The 20,822-nt window shown below is 58.4% G+C and carries 22 protein-coding genes; 15 read left to right on the top strand and 7 right to left on the bottom strand.

The window, feature by feature from the left end:
• Nucleotides 1–5: 5 nt before the first annotated feature.
• Nucleotides 6–3,407, top strand: a complete 3,402-nt coding sequence (locus GOV90_RS15785) for an efflux RND transporter permease subunit (RefSeq protein WP_171093777.1) — start codon at nucleotides 6–8, stop codon at nucleotides 3,405–3,407.
• Here the strand turns inward: GOV90_RS15785 and GOV90_RS15780 are convergent.
• Complete coding sequence (locus tag GOV90_RS15780) at nucleotides 3,404–3,823, bottom strand: NUDIX hydrolase (protein ID WP_171093774.1); 420 nt, start codon at nucleotides 3,821–3,823, stop codon at nucleotides 3,404–3,406. The two genes, GOV90_RS15785 and GOV90_RS15780, sit on opposite strands and share 4 nt — an antisense overlap.
• 4 nt (nucleotides 3,824–3,827) lie before the next feature.
• Entirely contained in the window at nucleotides 3,828–4,634 is an 807-nt protein-coding gene (locus tag GOV90_RS15775) for a protein-disulfide reductase DsbD domain-containing protein (protein ID WP_371732502.1), read from the bottom strand.
• A 150-nt stretch (nucleotides 4,635–4,784) separates the two neighbouring features.
• On the opposite strand from GOV90_RS15775, the gene GOV90_RS15770 reads away from it, so the two are divergent.
• Nucleotides 4,785–5,339 (top strand): YqgE/AlgH family protein, encoded by a 555-nt coding sequence (locus GOV90_RS15770; protein ID WP_171093771.1) that lies wholly within the window; start codon nucleotides 4,785–4,787, stop codon nucleotides 5,337–5,339.
• On the opposite strand, the gene GOV90_RS15765 is transcribed toward GOV90_RS15770, so the two are convergent.
• A complete protein-coding gene (locus GOV90_RS15765; RefSeq protein ID WP_171093931.1) occupies nucleotides 5,340–6,290 on the bottom strand; it encodes an L-threonylcarbamoyladenylate synthase in 951 nt (316 codons plus the stop codon).
• A 139-nt stretch (nucleotides 6,291–6,429) separates the two neighbouring features.
• On the opposite strand from GOV90_RS15765, the gene GOV90_RS15760 reads away from it, so the two are divergent.
• From GOV90_RS15760 to GOV90_RS15730, 7 genes are all read left to right on the top strand, one after another.
• On the top strand, nucleotides 6,430–8,133 hold the full coding sequence (locus GOV90_RS15760; protein WP_171093768.1) for an acyl-CoA dehydrogenase: 1,704 nt from the start codon (nucleotides 6,430–6,432) through the stop codon (nucleotides 8,131–8,133).
• Nucleotides 8,133–9,179, top strand: coding sequence for an MBL fold metallo-hydrolase (locus GOV90_RS15755; protein ID WP_171093766.1), 1,047 nt, complete (start codon nucleotides 8,133–8,135; stop codon nucleotides 9,177–9,179). Before GOV90_RS15760 ends, GOV90_RS15755 begins: the two co-directional genes overlap by 1 nt.
• A gap of 6 nt (nucleotides 9,180–9,185) precedes the next feature.
• Nucleotides 9,186–9,638: a DUF6173 family protein gene (locus tag GOV90_RS15750; RefSeq protein WP_171093764.1), complete on the top strand. Its 453-nt coding sequence runs from the start codon at nucleotides 9,186–9,188 to the stop codon at nucleotides 9,636–9,638.
• Between the two features lie 56 nt (nucleotides 9,639–9,694).
• A complete protein-coding gene (locus GOV90_RS15745; RefSeq protein WP_256367962.1) occupies nucleotides 9,695–11,536 on the top strand; it encodes a glycerophosphodiester phosphodiesterase in 1,842 nt (613 codons plus the stop codon).
• On the top strand, nucleotides 11,523–12,062 hold the full coding sequence (locus GOV90_RS15740; RefSeq protein ID WP_171093763.1) for a hypothetical protein: 540 nt from the start codon (nucleotides 11,523–11,525) through the stop codon (nucleotides 12,060–12,062). Before GOV90_RS15745 ends, GOV90_RS15740 begins: the two co-directional genes overlap by 14 nt.
• Nucleotides 12,063–12,151: 89 nt before the next feature.
• Nucleotides 12,152–12,286, top strand: a complete 135-nt coding sequence (locus GOV90_RS15735; RefSeq protein WP_050604020.1) for an aa3-type cytochrome c oxidase subunit IV — start codon at nucleotides 12,152–12,154, stop codon at nucleotides 12,284–12,286.
• A 17-nt stretch (nucleotides 12,287–12,303) separates the two neighbouring features.
• Complete coding sequence (locus tag GOV90_RS15730; protein WP_171093761.1) at nucleotides 12,304–12,936, top strand: hypothetical protein; 633 nt, start codon at nucleotides 12,304–12,306, stop codon at nucleotides 12,934–12,936.
• On the opposite strand, the gene GOV90_RS15725 is transcribed toward GOV90_RS15730, so the two are convergent.
• Nucleotides 12,925–13,257 (bottom strand): AzlD domain-containing protein, encoded by a 333-nt coding sequence (locus GOV90_RS15725; RefSeq protein WP_171093759.1) that lies wholly within the window; start codon nucleotides 13,255–13,257, stop codon nucleotides 12,925–12,927. The genes GOV90_RS15730 and GOV90_RS15725 overlap by 12 nt on opposite strands.
• Nucleotides 13,254–13,967 (bottom strand): AzlC family ABC transporter permease, encoded by a 714-nt coding sequence (locus GOV90_RS15720; RefSeq protein ID WP_171093757.1) that lies wholly within the window; start codon nucleotides 13,965–13,967, stop codon nucleotides 13,254–13,256. Before GOV90_RS15720 ends, GOV90_RS15725 begins: the two co-directional genes overlap by 4 nt.
• Between GOV90_RS15720 and GOV90_RS15715 the strand changes: the two genes are divergently transcribed.
• From GOV90_RS15715 to GOV90_RS15690, 6 genes are read left to right on the top strand one after another with little or no spacing between them, the layout of a single operon-like run.
• Nucleotides 13,966–14,904, top strand: a complete 939-nt coding sequence (locus GOV90_RS15715) for a formate dehydrogenase accessory sulfurtransferase FdhD (RefSeq protein WP_253284746.1) — start codon at nucleotides 13,966–13,968, stop codon at nucleotides 14,902–14,904. The genes GOV90_RS15720 and GOV90_RS15715 overlap by 2 nt on opposite strands.
• On the top strand, nucleotides 14,901–15,440 hold the full coding sequence (locus tag GOV90_RS15710; protein WP_171093755.1) for a hypothetical protein: 540 nt from the start codon (nucleotides 14,901–14,903) through the stop codon (nucleotides 15,438–15,440). Before GOV90_RS15715 ends, GOV90_RS15710 begins: the two co-directional genes overlap by 4 nt.
• Nucleotides 15,437–16,081 (top strand): molybdenum cofactor guanylyltransferase MobA, encoded by a 645-nt coding sequence (gene mobA / locus GOV90_RS15705; RefSeq protein ID WP_171093753.1) that lies wholly within the window; start codon nucleotides 15,437–15,439, stop codon nucleotides 16,079–16,081. The genes GOV90_RS15710 and mobA overlap by 4 nt, the downstream gene beginning before the upstream one ends.
• Nucleotides 16,078–16,569 (top strand): molybdopterin-guanine dinucleotide biosynthesis protein B, encoded by a 492-nt coding sequence (mobB, locus tag GOV90_RS15700; RefSeq protein ID WP_171093751.1) that lies wholly within the window; start codon nucleotides 16,078–16,080, stop codon nucleotides 16,567–16,569. The genes mobA and mobB overlap by 4 nt, the downstream gene beginning before the upstream one ends.
• A 20-nt stretch (nucleotides 16,570–16,589) precedes the next feature.
• Entirely contained in the window at nucleotides 16,590–18,635 is a 2,046-nt protein-coding gene (gene glp / locus GOV90_RS15695; protein WP_171093925.1) for a gephyrin-like molybdotransferase Glp, read from the top strand.
• Nucleotides 18,632–19,225: a GNAT family N-acetyltransferase gene (locus GOV90_RS15690; protein WP_253284747.1), complete on the top strand. Its 594-nt coding sequence runs from the start codon at nucleotides 18,632–18,634 to the stop codon at nucleotides 19,223–19,225. The genes glp and GOV90_RS15690 overlap by 4 nt, the downstream gene beginning before the upstream one ends.
• On the opposite strand, the gene GOV90_RS15685 is transcribed toward GOV90_RS15690, so the two are convergent.
• Together GOV90_RS15685 and greA are read right to left on the bottom strand one after the other, a co-directional pair.
• Nucleotides 19,222–20,217 carry a hypothetical protein gene (locus tag GOV90_RS15685; RefSeq protein WP_171093748.1) on the bottom strand — a complete coding sequence of 332 codons (996 nt, stop codon included), beginning with the start codon at nucleotides 20,215–20,217 and terminating at the stop codon, nucleotides 19,222–19,224. The genes GOV90_RS15690 and GOV90_RS15685 overlap by 4 nt on opposite strands.
• Before the next feature lie 14 nt (nucleotides 20,218–20,231).
• Nucleotides 20,232–20,702, bottom strand: coding sequence for a transcription elongation factor GreA (gene greA, locus GOV90_RS15680; protein ID WP_171093746.1), 471 nt, complete (start codon nucleotides 20,700–20,702; stop codon nucleotides 20,232–20,234).
• Between the last annotated feature and the right edge of the window lie 120 nt (nucleotides 20,703–20,822).

Below are 20,822 nucleotides of genomic sequence, written 5' to 3'. Positions count from 1 at the left end.
GCGCCATGATGCGCGAGATACCCGGGGCAGCGGGCGGCATTCTCAGTTACTTTACGCGCCATCGGACCGTTGCCAATCTCCTATTGCTGGTGATGCTGGTTCTGGGTGCGGCGGCCATTCCCAACATGCGGGCGCAGTTCTTTCCAGACGTGGTCTTGGAACGTGTCGACGTAAGCGTCACGTGGGACGATGGCGGGCCAGAAGATATGGATGCGGGCATTGTCCAGCTTCTGGAACCTGCGTTGTTGGCAGTGGAAGGTGTAACAAGCACGGAGGCCGACTCGCACCCTGGGTGGACACGGATACGTCTTGAGTTTGAGCCAAACTGGGACATGTCTCGCGCAATTGAGGACGTTCGAACCGCAGTAGATGGTGTCTCGGACCTGCCTGAAGACGCTGAAGAACCCAAAATCCAGCGCGGCGTTTGGCGTGATCGGGTGACGGATCTTATCATTAGTGGCCCAACCGACACGGCGCAATTGGCCAAACTGACCGACGAATTGGTCAATCGCCTGTTTGCCGCCGGTGTGACTCGTACCAGCATTCGGGGCATTGCCGCACCGCAGATTATTGTCGAAGTGACAACGGCTCAGTTGATCGCAAATGACATTACGATGGCCGAAATTGCTTCGGTTATCGGGTCCGAAGTCAATACGGATCCCGCAGGTGAAGTGGAAGGTGCAGGCGCCCGCATTCGGGCTGGAACCGAAAAGCGTAGGCCTGAACAGATCGAAGCAATTGCATTGCGAACCAACGATGATGGGTCGAAGCTGCGGGTCGGGGATATCGCCCACATACGAGTCGATGGGGTTACGCGTTACCACAGTTATTTTGTTGGCGAAAATCCGGCCATGTCGATCCGGGTTGACCGGTCAAACCAGGGCGATGCCATCGAAATTCAGCGCACCGTTGAAGATGTCGCCCGCGAGATGCAGGCAAGTGTGCCCGAAGGCGTAAAGATCGAGTTGATCCGCACCCGGGCCCAGGCCATCACAGACCGGCTGAACATCCTTGTCGACAATGGGTTGATGGGTTTGGGCCTTGTGGTCTGTCTGTTGTTTCTTTTCCTGAATGCCCGCATCGCTTTCTGGGTTGCGGCGGGTATTCCTGTGGCCATGTCGGCTGCCATTGCGCTGATGTATTTAGGTGGGTTGTCGCTGAACATGGTCTCATTGTTTGGCCTGATCATTACCCTCGGTATCGTGGTGGATGACGCCATTGTAGTGGGCGAACACGCCGATTTCCGCGCCCGTCGTCTGGGCGAGCCGCCTGTGGTGGCCGCTGAACGCGCAGCCCGGCGCATGGCGATGCCGGTTCTGGCAGCGACCGTCACGACGGTGATTGCGTTCTTTGGCCTGACCCTTGTAGGTGGTCGCTTCGGCGAGTTGATACGCGATATTCCGTTCACGGTGATTGCGGTTCTGATCGCGTCGCTGGTTGAGTGCTTTCTTATTCTGCCCAACCATATGGCGCACGCGATTGCGCATTCTGCCAAGGAACACTGGTACGATCTACCGAACCGTGTTGTGAACCGAGGCTTCCGCTGGGTGCGGGACCACCTGTTCCGTCCGTTGATCGCCTGGGTGATCTGGGCGCGATACGTTGTTGTGGCTTTGATGATCGCGATTTTGGCCAGTCAGGTTGCCCTGTTCATCCGTGGTGATGTGAACTGGCGTTTCTTCAACGCGCCTGAACGCAGCTCCGTCAGTGGCGGGTTCATCATGCGCGAAGGTTCGACCCGGTCGGATACGCTGGAAATGATGCGCATTGTACAGGACGCCACCGACGAGCTGGGTCAGATTTATGAAGAACGTTATGGCCAAAATCCGATCGAATTTGTTCTGGCCGAGGTCGGGGGCACCGCGGGCCGTGGTCTGGCGGCGGCAGACGGCAAAGACGGCAGCGTGCTGGGTGGGATTTCGATCGAATTGATTGATGCCGACCTGCGGCCCTATTCCAGTTTTGAATTTGTGGGCGAATTGCAGGACTTCGTGCCACGGCACCCGAATGTCGAGGTTTTGACTTTCCGGGGCTGGCGGTCCGGCCCCGGCGGCGATGCCATTGATGTGCAATTTTATGGATCGGACGTGAATGTTCTGAAGGCGGCCTCAGAGGACCTGCAGACCGCGTTGTCGAAATTCCCCGAAGTCTCGGCGCTAGAAGACACTCTGGCCTATGACAAGGAAGAGTTCATTCTGGACCTGACGGCACAGGGGCAAGCTTTGGGCTTTCGGATCGAAACGCTGGGCCGCGCGTTGCGCAACCGCCTTAACGGGATCGAGGCCGCCACCTTCCCCGATGGCCCGCGTAGCACCGAAATTAGGGTTGAATTGCCTGAGGGCGAGTTGACGGCAGACTTCCTTGAACGCACCCTTATGCGTTCGCCTGATGGGGTTTATGTTCCGCTGGCCGACATCGTTTCCGTCGAACGAAAAACCGGGTTTTCCGTCGTCCGGCGCGAAAATGGTCTGAGGGTGGTTTCAGTTACAGGAGATATTTCCGAAGACGACCCTGCCCGAGCGGCTGAAATCGAACGCATGATGCAGGACGAGATACTACCCAACATCTCCGCAGAACGTCAGGTTGAATGGCGTATGTCGGGTCTGAGCGAGCAGGAGAACGAATTCCTAGCCGAAGCCCGCACCGGATTGATACTGTGTCTGACCGGTATCTACCTTGTGCTGGCCTGGGTGTTTGCAAGCTGGTCGAGGCCGTTGGTGGTTATGGCGATTATCCCCTTTGGCCTCGTCGGTGCGATCTGGGGGCATTACATCTGGGATGTTCCGCTCAGTATGTTCACGGTGGTCGGATTGCTGGGAATGACCGGGATCATTATCAACGACTCGATTGTGCTTGTGACCACGATAGATGGGTATCAGCAGGATCGCGGTCTGGTGCCGTCAATTGTCGAAGGCACAGCCGACAGGCTGAGGCCCGTTATGCTGACCACACTGACAACGGTTCTTGGGCTTGCACCGCTGCTTTATGAGGGCTCGCAACAGGCACAATTCCTGAAGCCGACCGTGATCACCTTGGTCTATGGGCTTGGGTTTGGAATGCTTCTGGTTCTGATCCTCGTGCCTGCCCTGCTGGCGATCCTCAACGATGTTGCGCGCCCGATGACCGCCATGCGCCGCGCGTTACGCGCACCCGACCGGGTGGTTCGGGGCGCTTTGATGGCGACAGGAGCCGCTTTGGCGGTTTGGTTTGTTCTGACGATGATCTGGCCAACAGTTACCGGTGCGCCGATAGGTATTTTCCAGGGCCTTTATGCTGACGCAGACGGTATCCCGGCTTTGCAGATGGGGCTGGGCGCGTTCCTTGCCGGAGCCCTGCCTATTCTGGTGCTGAGCATGGCACTGTCTGCGGTGTTCTATGGTCGGCTCACTCGGTCGGCAGGAACCTAACCTTCACGCAGAGCGAATTCCATCAGATCGGCAACCCGCGCGCTCATCGGCAGGTCGCCTTCGCGTATCTGGTCGATTGGAAACCAGCGTGCATCCAGTGCGTCGTCGCCAGCTTCGGGCGTGCCAGAGAGGTACGTGCAGGCGACACCAACCAGAAGGTAGTGGGACAGAACTTGCCCATTGGGGTCGTGCCGCAGAAGATCCAGATTCTTGAGATAGTGTGACGGCTCTGCAATCACCGAGGTTTCCTCGCGCAGTTCGCGCTGTGCTGCTTGCAGAACGGTCTCGCCCCATTCCACATGCCCGCCCGGAAAGCCCCACAACCCGGCATCTGGTTGTTTGCTGCGCTGTACCAGAAGCACCTGATCCTGACGCAGAACAACCGCCAAAGCGCCGATTTTTGGAGTTTGGATCACAAGGTCAGCCCGCGCTGCAGCCCAGAATGTCGACCGCGTGATTTGCGCCCAGAACGGTGATCCGGATTTCAGATCGGTCCAGCGCGAAAGGTGCACCAGACGCGTTGATGATTTCAGCCTGCGCCACTAGCGTATTGCCCTCGCGTTGCGAGACCGGTTGCGATGCCCAGAGAACCGGGTTTCCGGGCTCGATCACGGCGACTTCGCGACCCCCCGCAGACGGCATCGTCACCCGAGCTTCGATTTGAATTCCGTCTTGAGTTGGCGTGAGATTACACGTGGCCTTGCTGACACGGGCTTCCTGCGCCGAGTAGGGACGTTGCGCCAGAGCCGCAGCAATGGCTGGGTTGCGGCCTGCTTCTGAGTCCAGTGTGTGGTCAAAGCCCAAACGTTCCGGGATACACACGTCTTTGCAAACGCCCAGATCCATCTCACCTTGCAGGCGTACGGGTTTGGCAGGGTTTCGCGGTGTAATTTCAATCGGTAGGATCAGCTGGTTTTCATAGCCGATCGACTGCAAGCCATTCTGGTCAAAAATCTCGGGCGCGGGCCAGGTGATGTCCACATGCCCAACGTTGCTTGAGCGTTTCCAGTCGAACTGGGGCGGGATGCCAGCATCACCGGGCGCCCGCCAATAGGTTTTCCAGCCGTCTTTGAGGGTTAGCCTCAGGGCGCTCAGATACGTGCCGTTTGCGGTTCGACCACCGTCCAGAACATCCAGTTTCACCACACCGTCCAAACTCTGTGCGGTGGCAGCAGAGGACAGGGTCAGGCAAGCAAACGCAACGGCGGCTGTGGATTTGATCGACATCTTCATCCCTCATACATGCGCGGGCTGGGGCCGGATTCCAAGTCACGATCCGGTCACTGCAATGAAATCTGTCGAATTACCCGTTGTTCTCTTGCAAACACAGGGGTGGCGGGGCCATTGTTGACAGAGTCGAGAAAGAGATGACGTCCCATGGATCTGACCGGAAAACTGTTGATTGCGATGCCCGGTATGGGCGACCCGCGATTCGAACATTCGGTGGTTTACATGTGCAGCCACGGCGATGACGGCGCCATGGGGCTGATCATCAACAAACCCTCGGACCTGCGCATCAAGACCTTGCTGGGCCAATTGAACATTGCGTGCCGTATTCCGGTTGTTGGCGAACGGCTGGTTCATTTTGGCGGCCCTGTCGAGATGTCGCGCGGCTTTGTTCTGCACAGCGCGGACTATGAAGCAAACTTGCATTCGATGCAGATCTCGGAAGAGTTCAGCATGACCGCGACGCTGGATGTGCTGGAAGACCTTGCCTCTGGCGTCGGGCCGCTGAATTCGATGTTGGCACTGGGTTATTCCGGCTGGGGTCCAGGTCAGCTTGAAGATGAAATCGCGATGAATGGCTGGCTGACCACTGAAGCCGCTTCCAAGCTGGTCTTCGACGTGCCGGATGATGAAAAATGGGAGGCTGCGCTGGCAACCTTGGGCGTGGATCCTTTGACTTTGTCCGCCAGCGCCGGCCGCGCCTGATCAGCAGTCGCGTGGCGCTGCCGCGCGTCGCAGCCTGTCGTTGATAGCTGTGCCCAATCCAGTATCAGGGATCGTAGAAACGGCGATTGGTCTGCCTGTCTTGTTCAATTCATGCAAGCAGGCAAAAAGGTTTGCGGCGGCCTCAGCCAGGTTGCCGTCCACGGACAGGTTCAAATCACAATCCACCGGGCCAAAGCCCAGCAAGACCTCATCCCCCTGACGCGATCCCGCATTCAGGCGGACTGGCGCGTCCGGCGCGTAATGTGATTGCAGCTGCCCCGGAGCGGTAAGCAGATCACCGGATTGATGCAGGTGCAGATGTACCCCCAGTTCCTGTTCGATCTGTTCCAGCGCGACGCCGCCGGGTCGTAGTAATGTGGGCTGTCCGGCCAGGCCGACGATTGTGGATTCCACGCCAACGCCGCACGGCCCGGCGTCCAGAATTGCGGCGATCCTGCCGCCCAGACCCGACCATACGTGATCTGCTGTTGTGGGGCTGATCTGCCCTGACGGGTTTGCCGAAGGCGCCGCAATCGGCCCGTCGAATGCTGTCAACAAGGCGCGCGCGGTGGGATGCGCAGGCACCCGAACCGCCAGCGTGTCCAAACCGGCCGTCACAAGCGAGGATATTCCGTGCCCCTCGCGCAGCGGTAAAACCAGAGTAAGCGGACCGGGCCAGAAGGCGCGCGCCAGTTGTTCGGCCTGATCGGACCATTGCACAAACCTCTGCGCCGCGCTGACCGAGGCGACATGGGCGATCAGCGGGTTGAAGCTGGGCCGCCCCTTGGCTTCGTAAATCGACGCGACGGCCTCTCCGTTTCGGGCGTCTCCGCCTAGCCCATAAACCGTTTCGGTGGGCAGGGCGACAAGAAGGCCCTGACGCAACAAATCTGCCGCCCGCGCGATGCCGTCGGGATCAGCCGTCAGTTCCTGAGTGCCGGATGAGATCATATCTGGTGACGCCGCGTTTTGGTTGCCTGAAACATGAGGAACAGTAGGTAATCGATCAAGACCCATACGCTTACCGGCGCTTGTCCCTGATTCCAAGCCCGTCGACGTATTCTGATCCTCTAGACGTTCGAGAGTTGTCATGCCCTATCGCGCCCCAATCTCAGACTATCAGTTTTTGCTGGACCATGTGGTCGGGTTCGACCAGATCGCTGCGACGGAAAAGTTCGCCGAGGCCAGCATCGATGTCGTGACCGCAATCCTGACCGAAGCCGGAAAGATGTGTGAAGAGGTCATGGCCCCGTTGCAGCGCACCGGTGATCTGGATCCTGCGCGTCTTGAAAACGGCCTGGTCAAAAGCCCCGAGGGATTTGCAGCGGGCTGGAAGGCGATCGCCGAGGGGGGTTGGATTGGCATGAGCGGTGATCCCGAACACGGTGGAATGGGCTTGCCGATAACCATCGCAACAGCCGTAAACGAAATGATGAGCGCAGCGTGCCTGTCCTTGCAGGTCGCTCCGCTGATGAGCCAGGGCCAGATCGAGGCGTTGGAACATCACGCCAGTGAAGAGCTTAAAGCCCTTTATTTGCCCAAATTGATGTCGGGTGAGTGGTCGGGAACAATGAACCTGACCGAACCACAGGCTGGTTCGGATGTGGGCGCATTGACCACCAAGGCTGAGCCGAACGGTGATGGGACGTATGCGATCACAGGGCAAAAGATTTACATCTCGTGGGGTGACAACGACTTTGCCGGGAATATCTGCCACTTGGTGCTGGCCCGTTTGCCGGATGGTGTGCCCGGCACAAAAGGAATATCCCTGTTCTTGGTGCCAAAGCACCTGCCGGATGCAAACGGGAACCCTGGCGTAGCCAATGACCTGCATGTGGTATCTCTGGAACACAAAATGGGCCTGCACGGCTCACCCACCTGTGTGATGCAGTATGATGGAGCCAAAGGCTGGCTTGTTGGACAAGAGCATGGTGGCATGGCCGCAATGTTTACCATGATGAACAACGCGCGTCTGGGCGTGGGCGGACAGGGCGTCGGCGTTGCGGAAGGCGCTTATCAACATGCGCTGGCTTATGCGCAGGATCGCAAGCAGGGCAAAACGCCGTCAGGTGCAATCATCGACCATGCGGATGTGCGTCGCATGCTGATGGACATGCGGGCTGATGTTTTCGCGGCGCGTGCCATTTTGGTGTCCAATGCTGCCGCGATAGACATGGCCGAGGCCTCCGGAGACGCAGACTGGGTTGCGCGCGCGGCCCTGTTGACGCCGATTGGCAAAGCGTTTGGAACGCAAACAGGCATACGCGTGGCCGAAACCGGTGTTCAGGTGCATGGCGGCATGGGGTATATCGAAGAAACCGGTGCCGCGCAGTTCTATCGCGATGTCCGGGTGACTGCGATTTACGAAGGTACAAACGGAATTCAGGCGATGGATCTTGTCGCACGCAAGATGATGGATGGGGGCGAGGCAGCCTCGAACCTTCTGGATGAGATTGAGGATCAGGCTGAGCGCGCCCGCTCCACTATGCCCGATTTGGCGGGCCCGGTCTGGGAGGCCACTGAAACACTGCGCGAGGCGACCGAATGGCTTGTGGCGCAGGACAATATGAACGACCGCTTTGCAGGTGCGGCGGCGTATTTGCAGGCTTTTGCCCGCGTGCTGGGCGGGCATTACCACCTGACCGCAGCTCTGGCTGACCCTGATGGACCACGGGCCAAGTTGGCGCGATACTATATCAACGCTTTGCTTCCCGAACATTCTGGTCTTTTGGCCCGTGTTCAGGGTGGGGCGGATGATCTTTTTGCGCTGAGCGTGGACGAGTTGGCAGCCTGATGGACGGAGATCGCGTATTGGGAATCAGATATCCGTGGGCCGAACCGCCCGCGACAGGTGAAGCCATCCAGATCGCCGAGGGGGTTCTTTGGATGCGCCTGCCGCTGCCAATGGCTCTGGATCACGTCAATATCTATGCTCTGGACGATGGTGATGGCTGGACGGTAATTGACACCGGCCTGTCCTCGAACAAGACACGGCGCATCTGGCACACCCTGATGGATGGCCCTTTGGTGGGCAAACCGATAAAACGCGTGGTTGTCACGCATCATCACCCCGATCACGTGGGCAACGCCGGGTGGCTTCAGTCGGAACACGGGGCTGAGCTGGTGACCAGCAGAACCTCATGGTTGTTTGCGCGGATGCTGACGCTGGATGTGCAAGAGACATGGCCGCAGGAGACGCTTGATTTCTATCGTAGTGCTGGCATGTCACCCGAAGTGCTGAACGCAAGAATGCAGGATCGTCCATTCAATTTTGCCGACACGGTCTATCCCATGCCGCTGGGCTTTACGCGCATACAGCAGGGTGACGTGTTCCGCATGGGCGGGCGCGACTGGGATGTGCATATGGGCAACGGCCACGCCCCGGAACACGCCACGTTCTGGAGCCGCGATGACAATCTGGTTCTTAGTGGCGATCAGATCCTCAGCTCGATCAGCCCCAATCTGGGTGTCTATGCAACCGAGCCCATGGCCGACCCGGTTTCGGCCTGGATGGAAGCGTGCGAGCGACTTCAAGCACTGGCCCAACCTGATCATCTTGTTCTGGGAGGGCACAAACTGCCCTTTGCCGGGCTGCCTTTGCGCATGAAACAGCTGATCGATAACCACCACAGTGCGTTGGAGCGTTTGCTGGACCATCTGGACGAACCGAAATCCGCCGCCGATTGTTTTCTGCCGCTATTCAAACGCACAATCCGCGAAGGTGAATATGGGCTCGCGCTGGTCGAGGCGGTTGCACATATGAATCATCTCTACCACATTGACGCTGTGACCCGAACGCAGCGTGCGGACGGGGCTTGGCTGTATCAGCGCAAAGGGTAGAGAAGAATGCAGGACCAGATTGAAACCTCGGCCGAGGCCGCCGAAGCCGCCGCCTTGCCACGTTGCCATGAGGTTCACGCCGATCCAAAAGCCGAGTCCGGCACTAAAACCCTTCCTGAGCCTTTGAACAAGCCGGTGGAAAACAAAAGCCCCGCGCAATGGGCTTATGAACGACTGATCATGTATATCCAGAACTTTGAAAAAACACTGGATGGCGACCACGAGGTCGCAATGGGCTTTACCGGTGGGGATGCTGGTGTGATGCGGATCGAAGGTATGGGATATTTCGACCCCGATATGATCACGTTCTATGGCTCGGACGGGGCAGGGGCTCGCACGCAATTGGTGCAGCACGTCAGCCAGTTGAACGTAATGCTGCGTGCGTTGCCCAAATCGGTCGAAGACAAGCCCGCAAACCGCATCGGTTTCCGTCTGGCTGCTGATCTGGAAGACAGCTGACTTGCAATTCACGCTTGCGCGCCTTTGAATGAGTGCATCATTTCGGAGGCCGCCGCGTGAGCAGATTTTTTCAAGCCGTTTCACATGCCTATGCCGGGGCCTGGGCCCGACGTATGGTCTTTGTCCCGATCTATATTGCTGTGCGTCTGCTGCTGGTGGCGCTGATCGCGCCAGGTGTCGCGGTGGCGGTCAACTTGGCGGTTTCGCTGTCGGATCAGACGGCGCTGACGGATCAGGACATTGCAATGTTCCTGTTGTCTCCGGCAGGGTTTATCGCGGGTATCGCGGTTCTCAGCCTGTTTTTGCTGGCCGAAGTCTTTGTGTTCTCGGTTATGGCCGGGTCTTTGCGCATGGGCGAAAGCGACCCTTGGCGCGCGGGCAGCGCGGCGCTGGCGCTGAACCTGTCCCGCTTTCCGGCGCTGTTTGGGTTTGCGGTTCGGTTTATTTTGCGCGTGCTGCTGCTTGCCCTGCCATTTGTGGCCGTTGCGGGGCTGATCGCGTGGTGGACGCTGACGGAATATGACATCAACTACTACCTGACTTTCCATCCGCCCGCCTTTCAGGTGGCGGTGGTCCTGATTGGATTGGTGGTTCTGGCGCTGGCTTGGGTTTTGATCCGACGTCTATCCGGTTGGGCACTGGCCCTGCATCTGGTGCTGTTTGAAGATGCGTCACCTCGAGTGGCTTTCTCGCAAAGCGAGCAGAGGATGGAAGGCCAGCGTGGGCGATTAAAGATCGAACTTGCCCTGTGGCTGGCGACGCGGCTTGTCATTGCGGCTTTGATCGCAGGGGTGGCCAGCCTTTTGTTTGCGCTGGTGCCGATACAGGAAGGCGGCAGCCTAAGGCTTGCGCTGATCTTTAGTCTCATCATCGCAGGGCTTTGGTCTTTGGCGGGGTTGGTTCTGGCGGCGACGGCGTTGGGCGCACTTGCTGTTTTGCTGGACGGGTTTTTTGATTCAGAGGCCAAGGAAATTGCTCACCCTGAACCCAGGAAAATCCGCGCGCCCGTATTTGTAACCGTCGCAGCGGCGCTGGCCGCATTGGGTATTGGCCTTTGGTTCGGGCAGGGCCTGCTGGAACGTGTGCAGGCTCCGGATCACGCCGAGGTGATCGGTCACCGGGGTGCAGCGGCCATACGGCCTGAAAACACCATGGCTGCGGTGTTGAAGGCGATCGAGGATGGCGCGGATTGGGTCGAGATTGACGTGCAGGAAACGGCCGATGATGTGGTCATCGTGGCCCATGACAGCGATTTCATGAAGCTGGCGGGCGTCAACCTGAAGGTCTGGGACGCCACTATGAAGGACGTGGCCGACATCGATATTGGCAGTTGGTTCGGGCCGGAATATGCCTCGGAACGCACGCCGACCCTGCGCGAGGTTTTGGAAGCGGCCAAGGGCAAGTCCAAGGTCCTGATTGAGCTGAAATACTATGGTCACGATGTCGATCTGGAAAATCGGGTGATCAATCTGGTGGAAGAACTGGGGATGCAGGACGACATTGCCACCATGTCCCTGAAGTATCCGGCGGTGCAAAAGATGAAAAAGTTGCGCCCCGACTGGCGGTCCGGCGTGTTGGCGGCCACTGCCGTTGGGGACCTTTCGGGCCTGGAAGGCGAATTCGTCGCGGTCAATGCAGGGATGGTGACACCGGGTTTGATCCGCAAGGTGCAGGATGCGGGCAAGGATATTTACGTCTGGACGGTGAATGATCCGTTGCAGATGTCCAAAATGGCCTCGATGGGTGTGGACGGGCTAATCACCGACCGCCCCGCAATGGCCAACGAGGTCTTGCGCGTGCGCGCTGAAATGGGGCCGGGCGAGCGGCTGTTGCTGTGGCTTGCAACAACGTTTGGATTGCAGGTCGATACCGAGGCAATGCGCGATGAAAGCCCTTAATTTAGCATTGTTCGCATCATTGCTGCCGCTGCCAGCCTTGTCTCAGGATCTGATGCGCAGTTTTGAGATGCCGTCGCACCGCGCGCTGGTGGATCAAAGCTTGGACGCCGCATTGATTGCTTTTGAAACAGATGGCTGTTCGGGCGGTTTGTCAGCCAGTTGGCGCTGGGTCGCCAAGCAATTTCCGCAAGTTGGTGAGCTGTATGAAGAGCACCCACCGTGGGAATACTGTTGCGTGACCCATGACCAAGCCTATCACAACGCGGGCGGCGCGGTGACGGCAGAGGAAAGCTATGATGCGCGTCTTGCAGCGGATGATGCCTTGCATGCTTGTGTGGTGGAACACGGAAATCGCTATGCTGAAGATTACGCCGACCGTTACGACATGACGCCCAAGCAGATTCGCGACGTGCACGCGATTACAGCGGATGCGATGTATGGTGCCGTGCGATTTGGCGGTGGGCCATGCAGTGGCCTGCCGTGGCGGTGGGGGTTTGGGTATCCAGGGTGTTCGATCCTCAGGTAAGCACACCCTGCGCGCGAATGACGTGGTGACAGGCGTTTGGTTTTCTATTATCCAACAGATCAAACACGCGAACTGGGATTCTGAGACTCATGGCTGAACACAAGCACGGCGAAATGGACATCACCGTCCAAACCAAAACTTTCAACGGTTTCATCAAGGCCACCACATGGTGTGTGGTTGCGATTGCTTTCCTGTGTCTGTTCCTGGCGGTTTTCGCCTCCTAAGCATTTCGGGGGCAACGTTGCTCAGGATTTTGATTGCCTGCCTGTTGGCAGCAACTGTGGCTGGCTGCGCAAGCTCGAATCGCCCGCAAGCGGATAGGGCAGAAATTGTTGCGCGATCCTACAGCGCGCAGGGTCCATCGACGCTGACACTGTACACGATGATCAACACGCGCACTGGTTCGGGTGCGCATACATCCTTGATGATTTCGGGCAGCGAACGGGTGATCTTTGATCCAGCCGGTTCGTTTCGTGCGGACGTGGTTCCGATAAAGGACGACGTTCTTTATGGCATTACCCCGGCGGTCGAGCGCGCCTACCGCAGTTCGCACGCCCGCGAGACGCACTATGCCCGCATTCAGACAATTCAGGTGACCCCGCAGCAGGCTGAAATTGCCTTGCAACTGGCCAAACAATCCGGCCCGGTTGCTGGCGCGTTCTGTACCAATTCAACCGCGCAACTGTTGAAGCAGGTGCCAGGGTTCGAGCAAATTGACGTAACCTTCTACCCGGTCAAACTGTCCGAGCAATTTGCACAACTGCCGGGCGTAATGACCGAAGAATATCGCGAGAACGATGACGCCGACCTGCAAAAAGGTCTAGCCGCCAACAACGCGCGCCTCAATCAGTTGGACGCTGCTTTATCCCAATAGATACAGCAGCCCATACAGCGTGGCGGCCCCCGAAAAGATGGCCGCCAGAACGTTTTTGCTGATCACCCCCACAACCAATGCAACGGCTGCCGCTGACATGCGGGGCAGGTCCGGTTGTCCTTCGGTGGCCGAGGGCCAAACGACCAGAGGCGCTATCAGGGCGGGAAGAATGGCGACGGCCGTGTAGCGCAGGTGACGCAGCAGCCAGGGCGGCATAGGGCGATCGCCCACAAGCCCGATAAAGGTAAAGCGCAGTGCGTAACTGCCCACCGCCAGGCCCACAATAATGATCCACATGGTGGTCGGGTCGATCTGGGTCATGACGGCGACCTCCGTTCCAGCATCAGTTCGGCTTGTGCACCGGCCATCATCCCGGCCATCCCGGCAATCAACAGACCCAGATTGTACGGCACACCCACTGTCAGCAGCGCGACGACTATGGCGACCAGGGCCGCAATCACATGCGCCAGGGTGCGCATCATCGGCCCGACCATGGCCAGAAAAGTAATCGGAAGAGCAAAATCCAGCGCCCAGCTTTCCGGGATTTGTGCCCCAAGGACAGCGCCGATGATGGTCGCCAAGATCCAAAGCGGCGTGATCGGTGTAACCGAGCCGAAAAAATATGCCATGCGCTGGGGGATTGTCAGGTCAGGCTCTTTCTCGAACCGCACAATCGAACAGGCATAAGACTGATCAACGATCAGATAGGCGGCACAGGCGCGCTGCCACAGGGGGGCCGCACCCAGATAGGGCGTGAGCGACGCGGAATACATCGCGACCCTCAGGTTCACGGCCAGCGCCGAGATCAACACGATTATTGTTGGGGTTTGATCCTGTAAAAGTTGCAGCGCCGTGAACTGGGCGGCTCCGGCAAAAACGGTCGCCGAAAAGGCGATGGTTTGAACAATATCCAACCCGGCTTCGGTCGCGAAAACGCCGAACAACAGACCAAAGGGGACGGCGACAAAGACAAAGGGCGTCCCGTCCCGAAAACCTTTCCAGAAGTACGACTTGGATGTGGCAGTGGCCATGGCTAAATCCTATGGTGACGCATGCAGCAGTAACTGTCTTGAGAAGGGGTTGCAATTGGCCACGGAATTCGACCTGTCGGACTATCTTATCGCGCCCGATCCCGGCGCCCCTCGCCTGACCCGTGCGGTTGAGGGTGTGGACCAGAACGGCGAGGTCAGCCAGATCTCGGTGGTCGAGGAACGCCCGTTGACGATCTTCCTCAATTCTCAGGAAATCGTGACGGCGATGACGATTGGTGACTATCCCGAATATCTGGCGCTGGGCTTCCTGCGCAATCAGGGGATGCTGCTTGCGGATGATCAGATTACCCGTGTGGAGTATGACGACGATCTTGAGACCGTTGTTGTGCGAACAGCGCGCGAGACATCATACGAAGACAAGCTGAAGAAAAAGACCCGGACCAGCGGCTGCGCCGTCGGAACGGTGTTTGGCGACATGATGGAGGGGCTTGAGGACGTGCAGTTACCACAGGTTCAGGTGCGGACCTCATGGCTCTACGATCTCGCCTCAAAAATCAACCGCACGCCGTCGCTGTATCTTGAGGCGGGGGCAATCCATGGCACGGTCCTGTGTAAGGAAAACCGCCCGCTGGTCTATATGGAGGATGTGGGCCGCCACAACGCCGTCGACAAGATCGCCGGTTGGATGTTGTCCGAAGAAGAGGGTGCGGCGGACAAGATCCTTTACACTACAGGTCGCCTGACATCCGAGATGGTGATCAAAACGGCTATGATGGGTATCCCTGTATTAGCGTCTCGTTCGGGTTTCACCGCTTGGGGCGTCGAGATCGCGCGCGAGGTTGGGCTGACCCTGATTGGCCGGATGCGCGGACAGCGCTTTGTCTGCCTGTCGGGCGAGGACCGCCTGCTGCGCGACGTGGATCCGTCAACCGTTGCGGTCGAAGACAAGAAGCATCGTCGGAAGAGTGCGGGATGAGCGCGATGTATTTCTTTCTCTTGATCCCGCCGTTTGTGATTTCTATCGGGTTGCTTTGGCTGATGCTCCGCGCCCATCGTCGCTATGAACTCTGTAAAAAAACGCTGGTCGATGGCATGGGCGTGCTTGATGAAGACACGCTCAGTGTTTTGGGCTGGAAAAGCCGCAGGTTCGTAAGTGGCTGGGAAACCCTTGCCGTATGGATGCCTGGATGGCAGTCCGTTGGGCTAGACTACCAACTGCAACAGCAAGACCTTCAGCGCCTAGCGATACGAGGGTTGCCAAAAGCAATTGCCCACACTCCAACAGTAGAACTATCAGCGCGGATGTATCGCTTGGTGTTCTGGTGCTTTGTAGCTCCTGGAACGTTCATAGTTCTAACTTTTGGATCGGTGCACATTGCGCAATGGCTTGACGCTTCTTTATCAATTTCACCAAGAGTTTCTTATTTGGTTCTTTTGGTTGTCTTTCTCGTTTCTGTTCTTTTGCCTATGACCAAGTTCAAAAGATGGCCTGACATCGAGGACCAATCATGACCAAACCCCTCGGCATTATCCTCGCAGGTGGACAGGCGACCCGGATGGGTGGCGGTGACAAGGGGCTATTGCAGATCAATGGGCAAAGCTTGCTCTCACATGTGATTGACCGTTTGTCCCCACAGGTCAGTGGGCTGGCTCTGAACGCCAACGGCGACCCCGAGCGGTTTTCCGACCTGAACCTGCCTGTGCTTCCTGACACAATCGAAGGGTTTGCGGGGCCTTTGGCTGGGGTTTTGGCCGGGCTCGACTGGGCGGCAGAGCAAGGCGCGGACAGCATTGTGACCGCTGCTGCTGACACGCCGTTCTTCCCACGCGATTTAGTGGTGCGGTTGCAAGATGCGGCAGCGGGGCAGGTGCACCCTCTGGTTCTGGCCACTACCCCGCGCACCGGGGACGAGGCGCTGAAATCCGGCGGTGGCAAGCGGGTTAACCGGCATCCAACCTTTGGCCTCTGGCCTGTCGCGCTGCGCGACGATCTGCGGGTGGCGCTGACGGACGGGCTGCGCAAGGTGGTGCTGTGGACCGATAAACATGATGGGCGCGAGGCTTTGTTCGACGCCGACCTGTTTGACCCGTTCTTCAACGTCAACACGCCGGAAGATCTGGATCGCGCCCGAACATTGTTGGAGCAGGCATGAGGGTCTTTGGCGTCACCGGCTGGAAGAATGCTGGCAAAACCGGACTGATGGAACGGCTGGTGGCCGAGATCACAGGCAGGGGCGTTACGGTGTCGACTGTCAAACATGCGCATCACAGTGTCGATGTGGATCAACCCGGCACCGACAGTCACCGCCACCGCATGGCAGGGGCCAGTGAAGTTCTGCTTGCCTCAGGTCAGCGCATTGCCGTGATGCAAGAGCTGCGCGGCACGCCAGAGCCCCCTTTGGCCGATCTTTTGGCCCGGCTTTCACCGGTTGATCTGGTGCTGATTGAAGGTTTCAAGCGCGAAGACCATCCCAAGATCGAAGCTTTCCGCGTTGAGGCGGGCCATGCGCTGATGGCCCCAAAGAACAAGACTATTCGGGCCGTGGCCAGCGACACTCCGCTAGATCTGGACCGCCCGGTTTTCGACTTGGACGACACTGCCGGGATTGCCGACTTCATCCTCAAAGAGGTCGGTTTGTGATCCTGTTCCAGACCTTTGCCATGGTGGATTGGTCTGGTGGAAACGACACCGGGCCGACCCCGCGCAAAGATGCGATTTGGGCCAGCATTGTGCGTGAAGGGCGTTTTTTAGAACCCGAGTACCTGCGCAACAGGGAGGTCGCCGAACAGTGGCTTGAGGCCCTGATCCGTACCGAGCTTGAGGCCGGTCGCCGCCTGTTTCTGGGGTTCGATTTCCCGTTTGGCTATCCGGCAGGGTTTGCCCGGGCGGTGACGGGCTCGGACGACCCTCTGGTTTTGTGGGACTGGTTCGAACGGCATATTGAGGATACGCCCAAGGCGAATAACCGATTTGATCTGGCAGGCCGGATCAACCTGAAGTTTGGCGGAAAAGGCCCGTTCTGGATGAACGGTTTGCGTCGTGACATCGACGGTCTGCCACGCAGAAAAGCGGACTATTCCAATCCTTTCCCGGACCGCCGCGATGTAGAAACCTTGGCCAGGGGCAGCTTTACCTGCTGGCAGATGGCAGGTGCGGGGGCTGTTGGCGGGCAGGTGATGATGGGGCTTCCGGTTCTGAACCGCCTCCGCCACCTTTTCGCAGGAAAGATCGCGGTCTGGCCGTTTGAAACACTGGATAAGCCAGTTGCTTTTGTGGAAATCTGGCCCTCGCTCAACTTAGGCAAACCTCCTCAGGGAAGGATCAAGGATGCCTGGCAGGTCGAACAGGTCGCCTTGACTCTGTCACGTTTGACAGAGCAGGAGTTGGATGCGCAATTGAATGTCTCAGCGGCAGAGGAAGGTTGGATATTGGGTGTAGCTCAGGACAAGCCGAACATAGCCCCGCCGCCATTGCGAAACGATTGTTTCGCGTTGCCTGCCGGGGTGGAGTGGACACCTGTAGACGAGGCGTTGGCCTATCTGCGCGACAGATTGCATCCGATCACGTCAGTGGAAACGCTTGAGCTGTCCAAGGCAAGTGGCCGCATTGTGGCCGAAGACGTAATCGCCCAACGCTCAAACCCTCCCCAGCCCAACACGGCAGTGGATGGGTTCGGGTTTGCGGGCCCCGCACCGGATGGCACGCAGGTCATGCCGCTGGTGGATGGGCGCGCGGCGGCGGGAATACCGTTTGACGATTCAGTCCCCGAAGGTCGGGCCTTGCGTGTTCTGACAGGCGCGGCACTGCCTGATGGTGTGGATACGGTTATTCTGGAAGAGGATGTCACGGTCCAAGGCGGCCATATTGCCTTCCGCGGCCCGCTGAAAAAAAGCGCGAACACGCGGCGCGCGGGTGAAGATGTGATGGCAGGTGATGTGGCTTTGCCCGCCGGGCGTCAGTTAACTCCTGCCGATCTCGCGTTGCTGTCTGCTGTGGGTATCGCGAAGGTGAATGTGCGTCAGCCGTTGCGTGTGGCGGTGGTCTCGACCGGTGATGAGTTGATCGAACCCGGAGAAAGCGCAGGTCCGGGACAGATTTTCGATGCCAACCGCCCGATGCTGCTTTCGTTGATCGAACGCATGGGATTTGTGCCAGTTGACATGGGGCGTGTTGCAGATGATCGGAATGCTTTGAGGGACCGGTTGGATCAAGCCTCAGCACAGGCTGATGTGATCCTGACCAGCGGAGGCGCATCAGCAGGCGATGAAGATCACGTGTCCGCCTTGTTGCAAGAGGCGGGGGCGATGCAGCACTGGCGGATCGCGTTAAAGCCGGGGCGCCCGCTGGCTTTGGGTTTGTGGTCAGGCGTGCCGGTGTTTGGCCTGCCGGGCAACCCGGTTGCTGCCATGGTCTGCACGTTGATCTTTGCGCGTCCTGCGCTGGGCTTGATGTCAGGCGAAGGCTGGACGGAACCGCAAGGATTTGACGTTCCTGCCGCGTTTGAGAAACGCAAAAAACCGGGCCGCCGTGAATACTTGCGCGCCCGGATGCGCGATGGACGGGTCGAAGTGTTTCATTCGGAAGGCTCGGGCCGGATCAGCGGCCTCAGCTGGGCCGAAGGGCTGGTCGAAATCGAAGATGGCGCGCGGCAGATCAAACCGGGCGATACCGTGCGTTTCATACCGTTTGGGAGCTTTGGTATTTGAGCATCGCGATTTCATCCGGCTTCGCTGATCACGAACGCGCGCAGGCAGCAGCGCTGTTCTGGCAGGCGTTTTCGGCCAAGCTGCATAAGGTCATGGGGCCAGATGAAAAGGGTTTGGCCTTCTTTGAAATCGCTTTGAACCCGAATTTCGCGCTCGTCGCGCGCGATGACGCGGGTCATATGTTGGGGCTGGCGGGGTTCAAAACGCGCGACGGCGGTTTGGCTGGTGGCAGGATGTCTGATCTCGCCGGAACCTATGGCTGGTTCGGGGCCGTGTGGCGCGCCTGCATATTAAGCCTTCTGGAACGTGAACTGAAACCGGGAGTGTTTCAGATGGATGGCATATTTGTCGCTGCTGATGCCCGTGGCAGAGGCGTGGGTACGGCCCTTTTGAATGCCATTAAACAAGAGGCCCGCGATCAGGGCATGTCCGAGGTTCAGCTGGATGTGATCGATACCAACCCGCGCGCCCGGGCATTGTACGAGCGCGAAGGGTTTCGGCCAGTGGGTGAGGAAAAAATCGGGCCTCTCAAATACCTCTTCGGCTTTAGCAGCGCGACCAAGATGTCCTGGCCGGTGGCACATTCCTAGTCGAAGGTTCCTGCTACGCGACCCAGCAACATAAAGGCCCTTGCAGTACGCGTTTCACCCAACGCGCTGAGTTCCGCGTCGCTTGCGGTGGGTTCGAACTCGGCCATCATCTTGTCAAAACGACGAAGAAAATGATGGGCAGCGTCGCGGAAAATCGGGTCCTGTTTCATCCGTGCTGCTGTCAGCGCCAGTGAGGACCTGTCGCGGACGCCTCCTAACGCGGCCACAGCGCGACCGCGTGTGCCTTGGGCGAATTGGCGCCAGATTTCTGGCCGGGCCATGTCGGGACGCAGGTCATCCATATAGATGCCTTCCTGGCTGAGCAGCGTCAGAACGTCCTGCGAGGCTTGCACAAGCTGCGCTGTCTTGCGGTCTTTCAGCGCGACGCGCAGGGCGTTGAACCCTTCGGTATCATCCTGCGTTTCCGGGAAGTTCAGAGCCCGGATGAAAATGGCTGTGCTGAGCGGCGGCGCGATGTCTTCCGCAGGCGTTCCCAGCTCGAGCGAGGTTTGGTCGCCAGGGGCAGAGGCCTGCGTCGCACTGGCGGTCGGACTGGTGCGCTTGGTTGAAAACGTCGCCAGCGCATTTTCCGTTTTCCGGGTGGCCGCTGCGATTTCGTCCAGCTTTTTGCTCACAGCTGGCTCATAGGTGCTCGAGGCCCGCTGCTGCTGCGCCACATAGGCCTGCCGGATGGCATCAATCGCCGTTTGCAGCCGCGCGCTTTCTTCGCGCATGACCCGGCTGGCACGCATTGCCGTAGCCGCGACCCAGATCATGGCCACGGGCATAAACACCGCCAGAAAGGTAACGATGAACCCACCGTTTTGACCCTGTTCCGGAAGCACCAGAAAGACAACCGACACCACCAGCCAGATCAGGCTGAGCACCAGTGCGGCAATCTCAATTTCAGTCAAAGCCGGTGTCTTTGGGCGATCATAGATGCCCAGCGAGGTCGGTTTTTCAGTTTCCGGGTCAGGTTTGGGCCCCGACATTACATGCGCTCCGGTCAGGCGTACTCGATACTCAGAATTTCATAGGAACGCACGCCGCCGGGTGTGCGCACTTCAACACTGTCGCCTTCGTCCTTGCCAATCAGGGCACGGGCGATGGGGGACTTGATGTTCAGCAGGCCGGCTTCAATATTGGCTTCGTACTCGCCAACGATCTGCCAGGTTTTCTCTTCATCAGTGTCTTCGTCGACCAGGGTCACCTTTGCACCGAACTTCACTGCCCCAGACAGCTTTGCCGGATCAATGACGTCGGCCAGCGACAGAATGCCTTCCAGCTCTTTGATGCGACCTTCGATGAAACCCTGCTTTTCACGGGCCGAGTGATACTCGGCGTTTTCCTTCAGGTCGCCCAATTCGCGTGCCGAGGCAATCGCTTCGATGATCGCCGGGCGTTCAACGGATTTGAGGTTCTTCAGCTCAGCCGCAAGCGCGGCATTGCCCGTAGGCGTCATCGGAATCTTTTCCATACTCTCTACGTCCACGTATAAATTGAGTCGCCCCGCCGCACGGAAGCGTCGGGGCGAATGTAGGGTTGGCAGTTACCTGACCCAAATACTGCGTGAATTGCAAGAGGGGACAGCAGTTGC

This window comes from Ruegeria sp. HKCCA5929, from assembly GCF_013034525.1.
In the GTDB taxonomy this organism is placed as follows: Bacteria; Pseudomonadota; Alphaproteobacteria; order Rhodobacterales; family Rhodobacteraceae; genus Ruegeria.
Note: the sequence above shows the minus strand (reverse complement) of the source record. Positions and strands in the feature narration are given on the sequence as shown.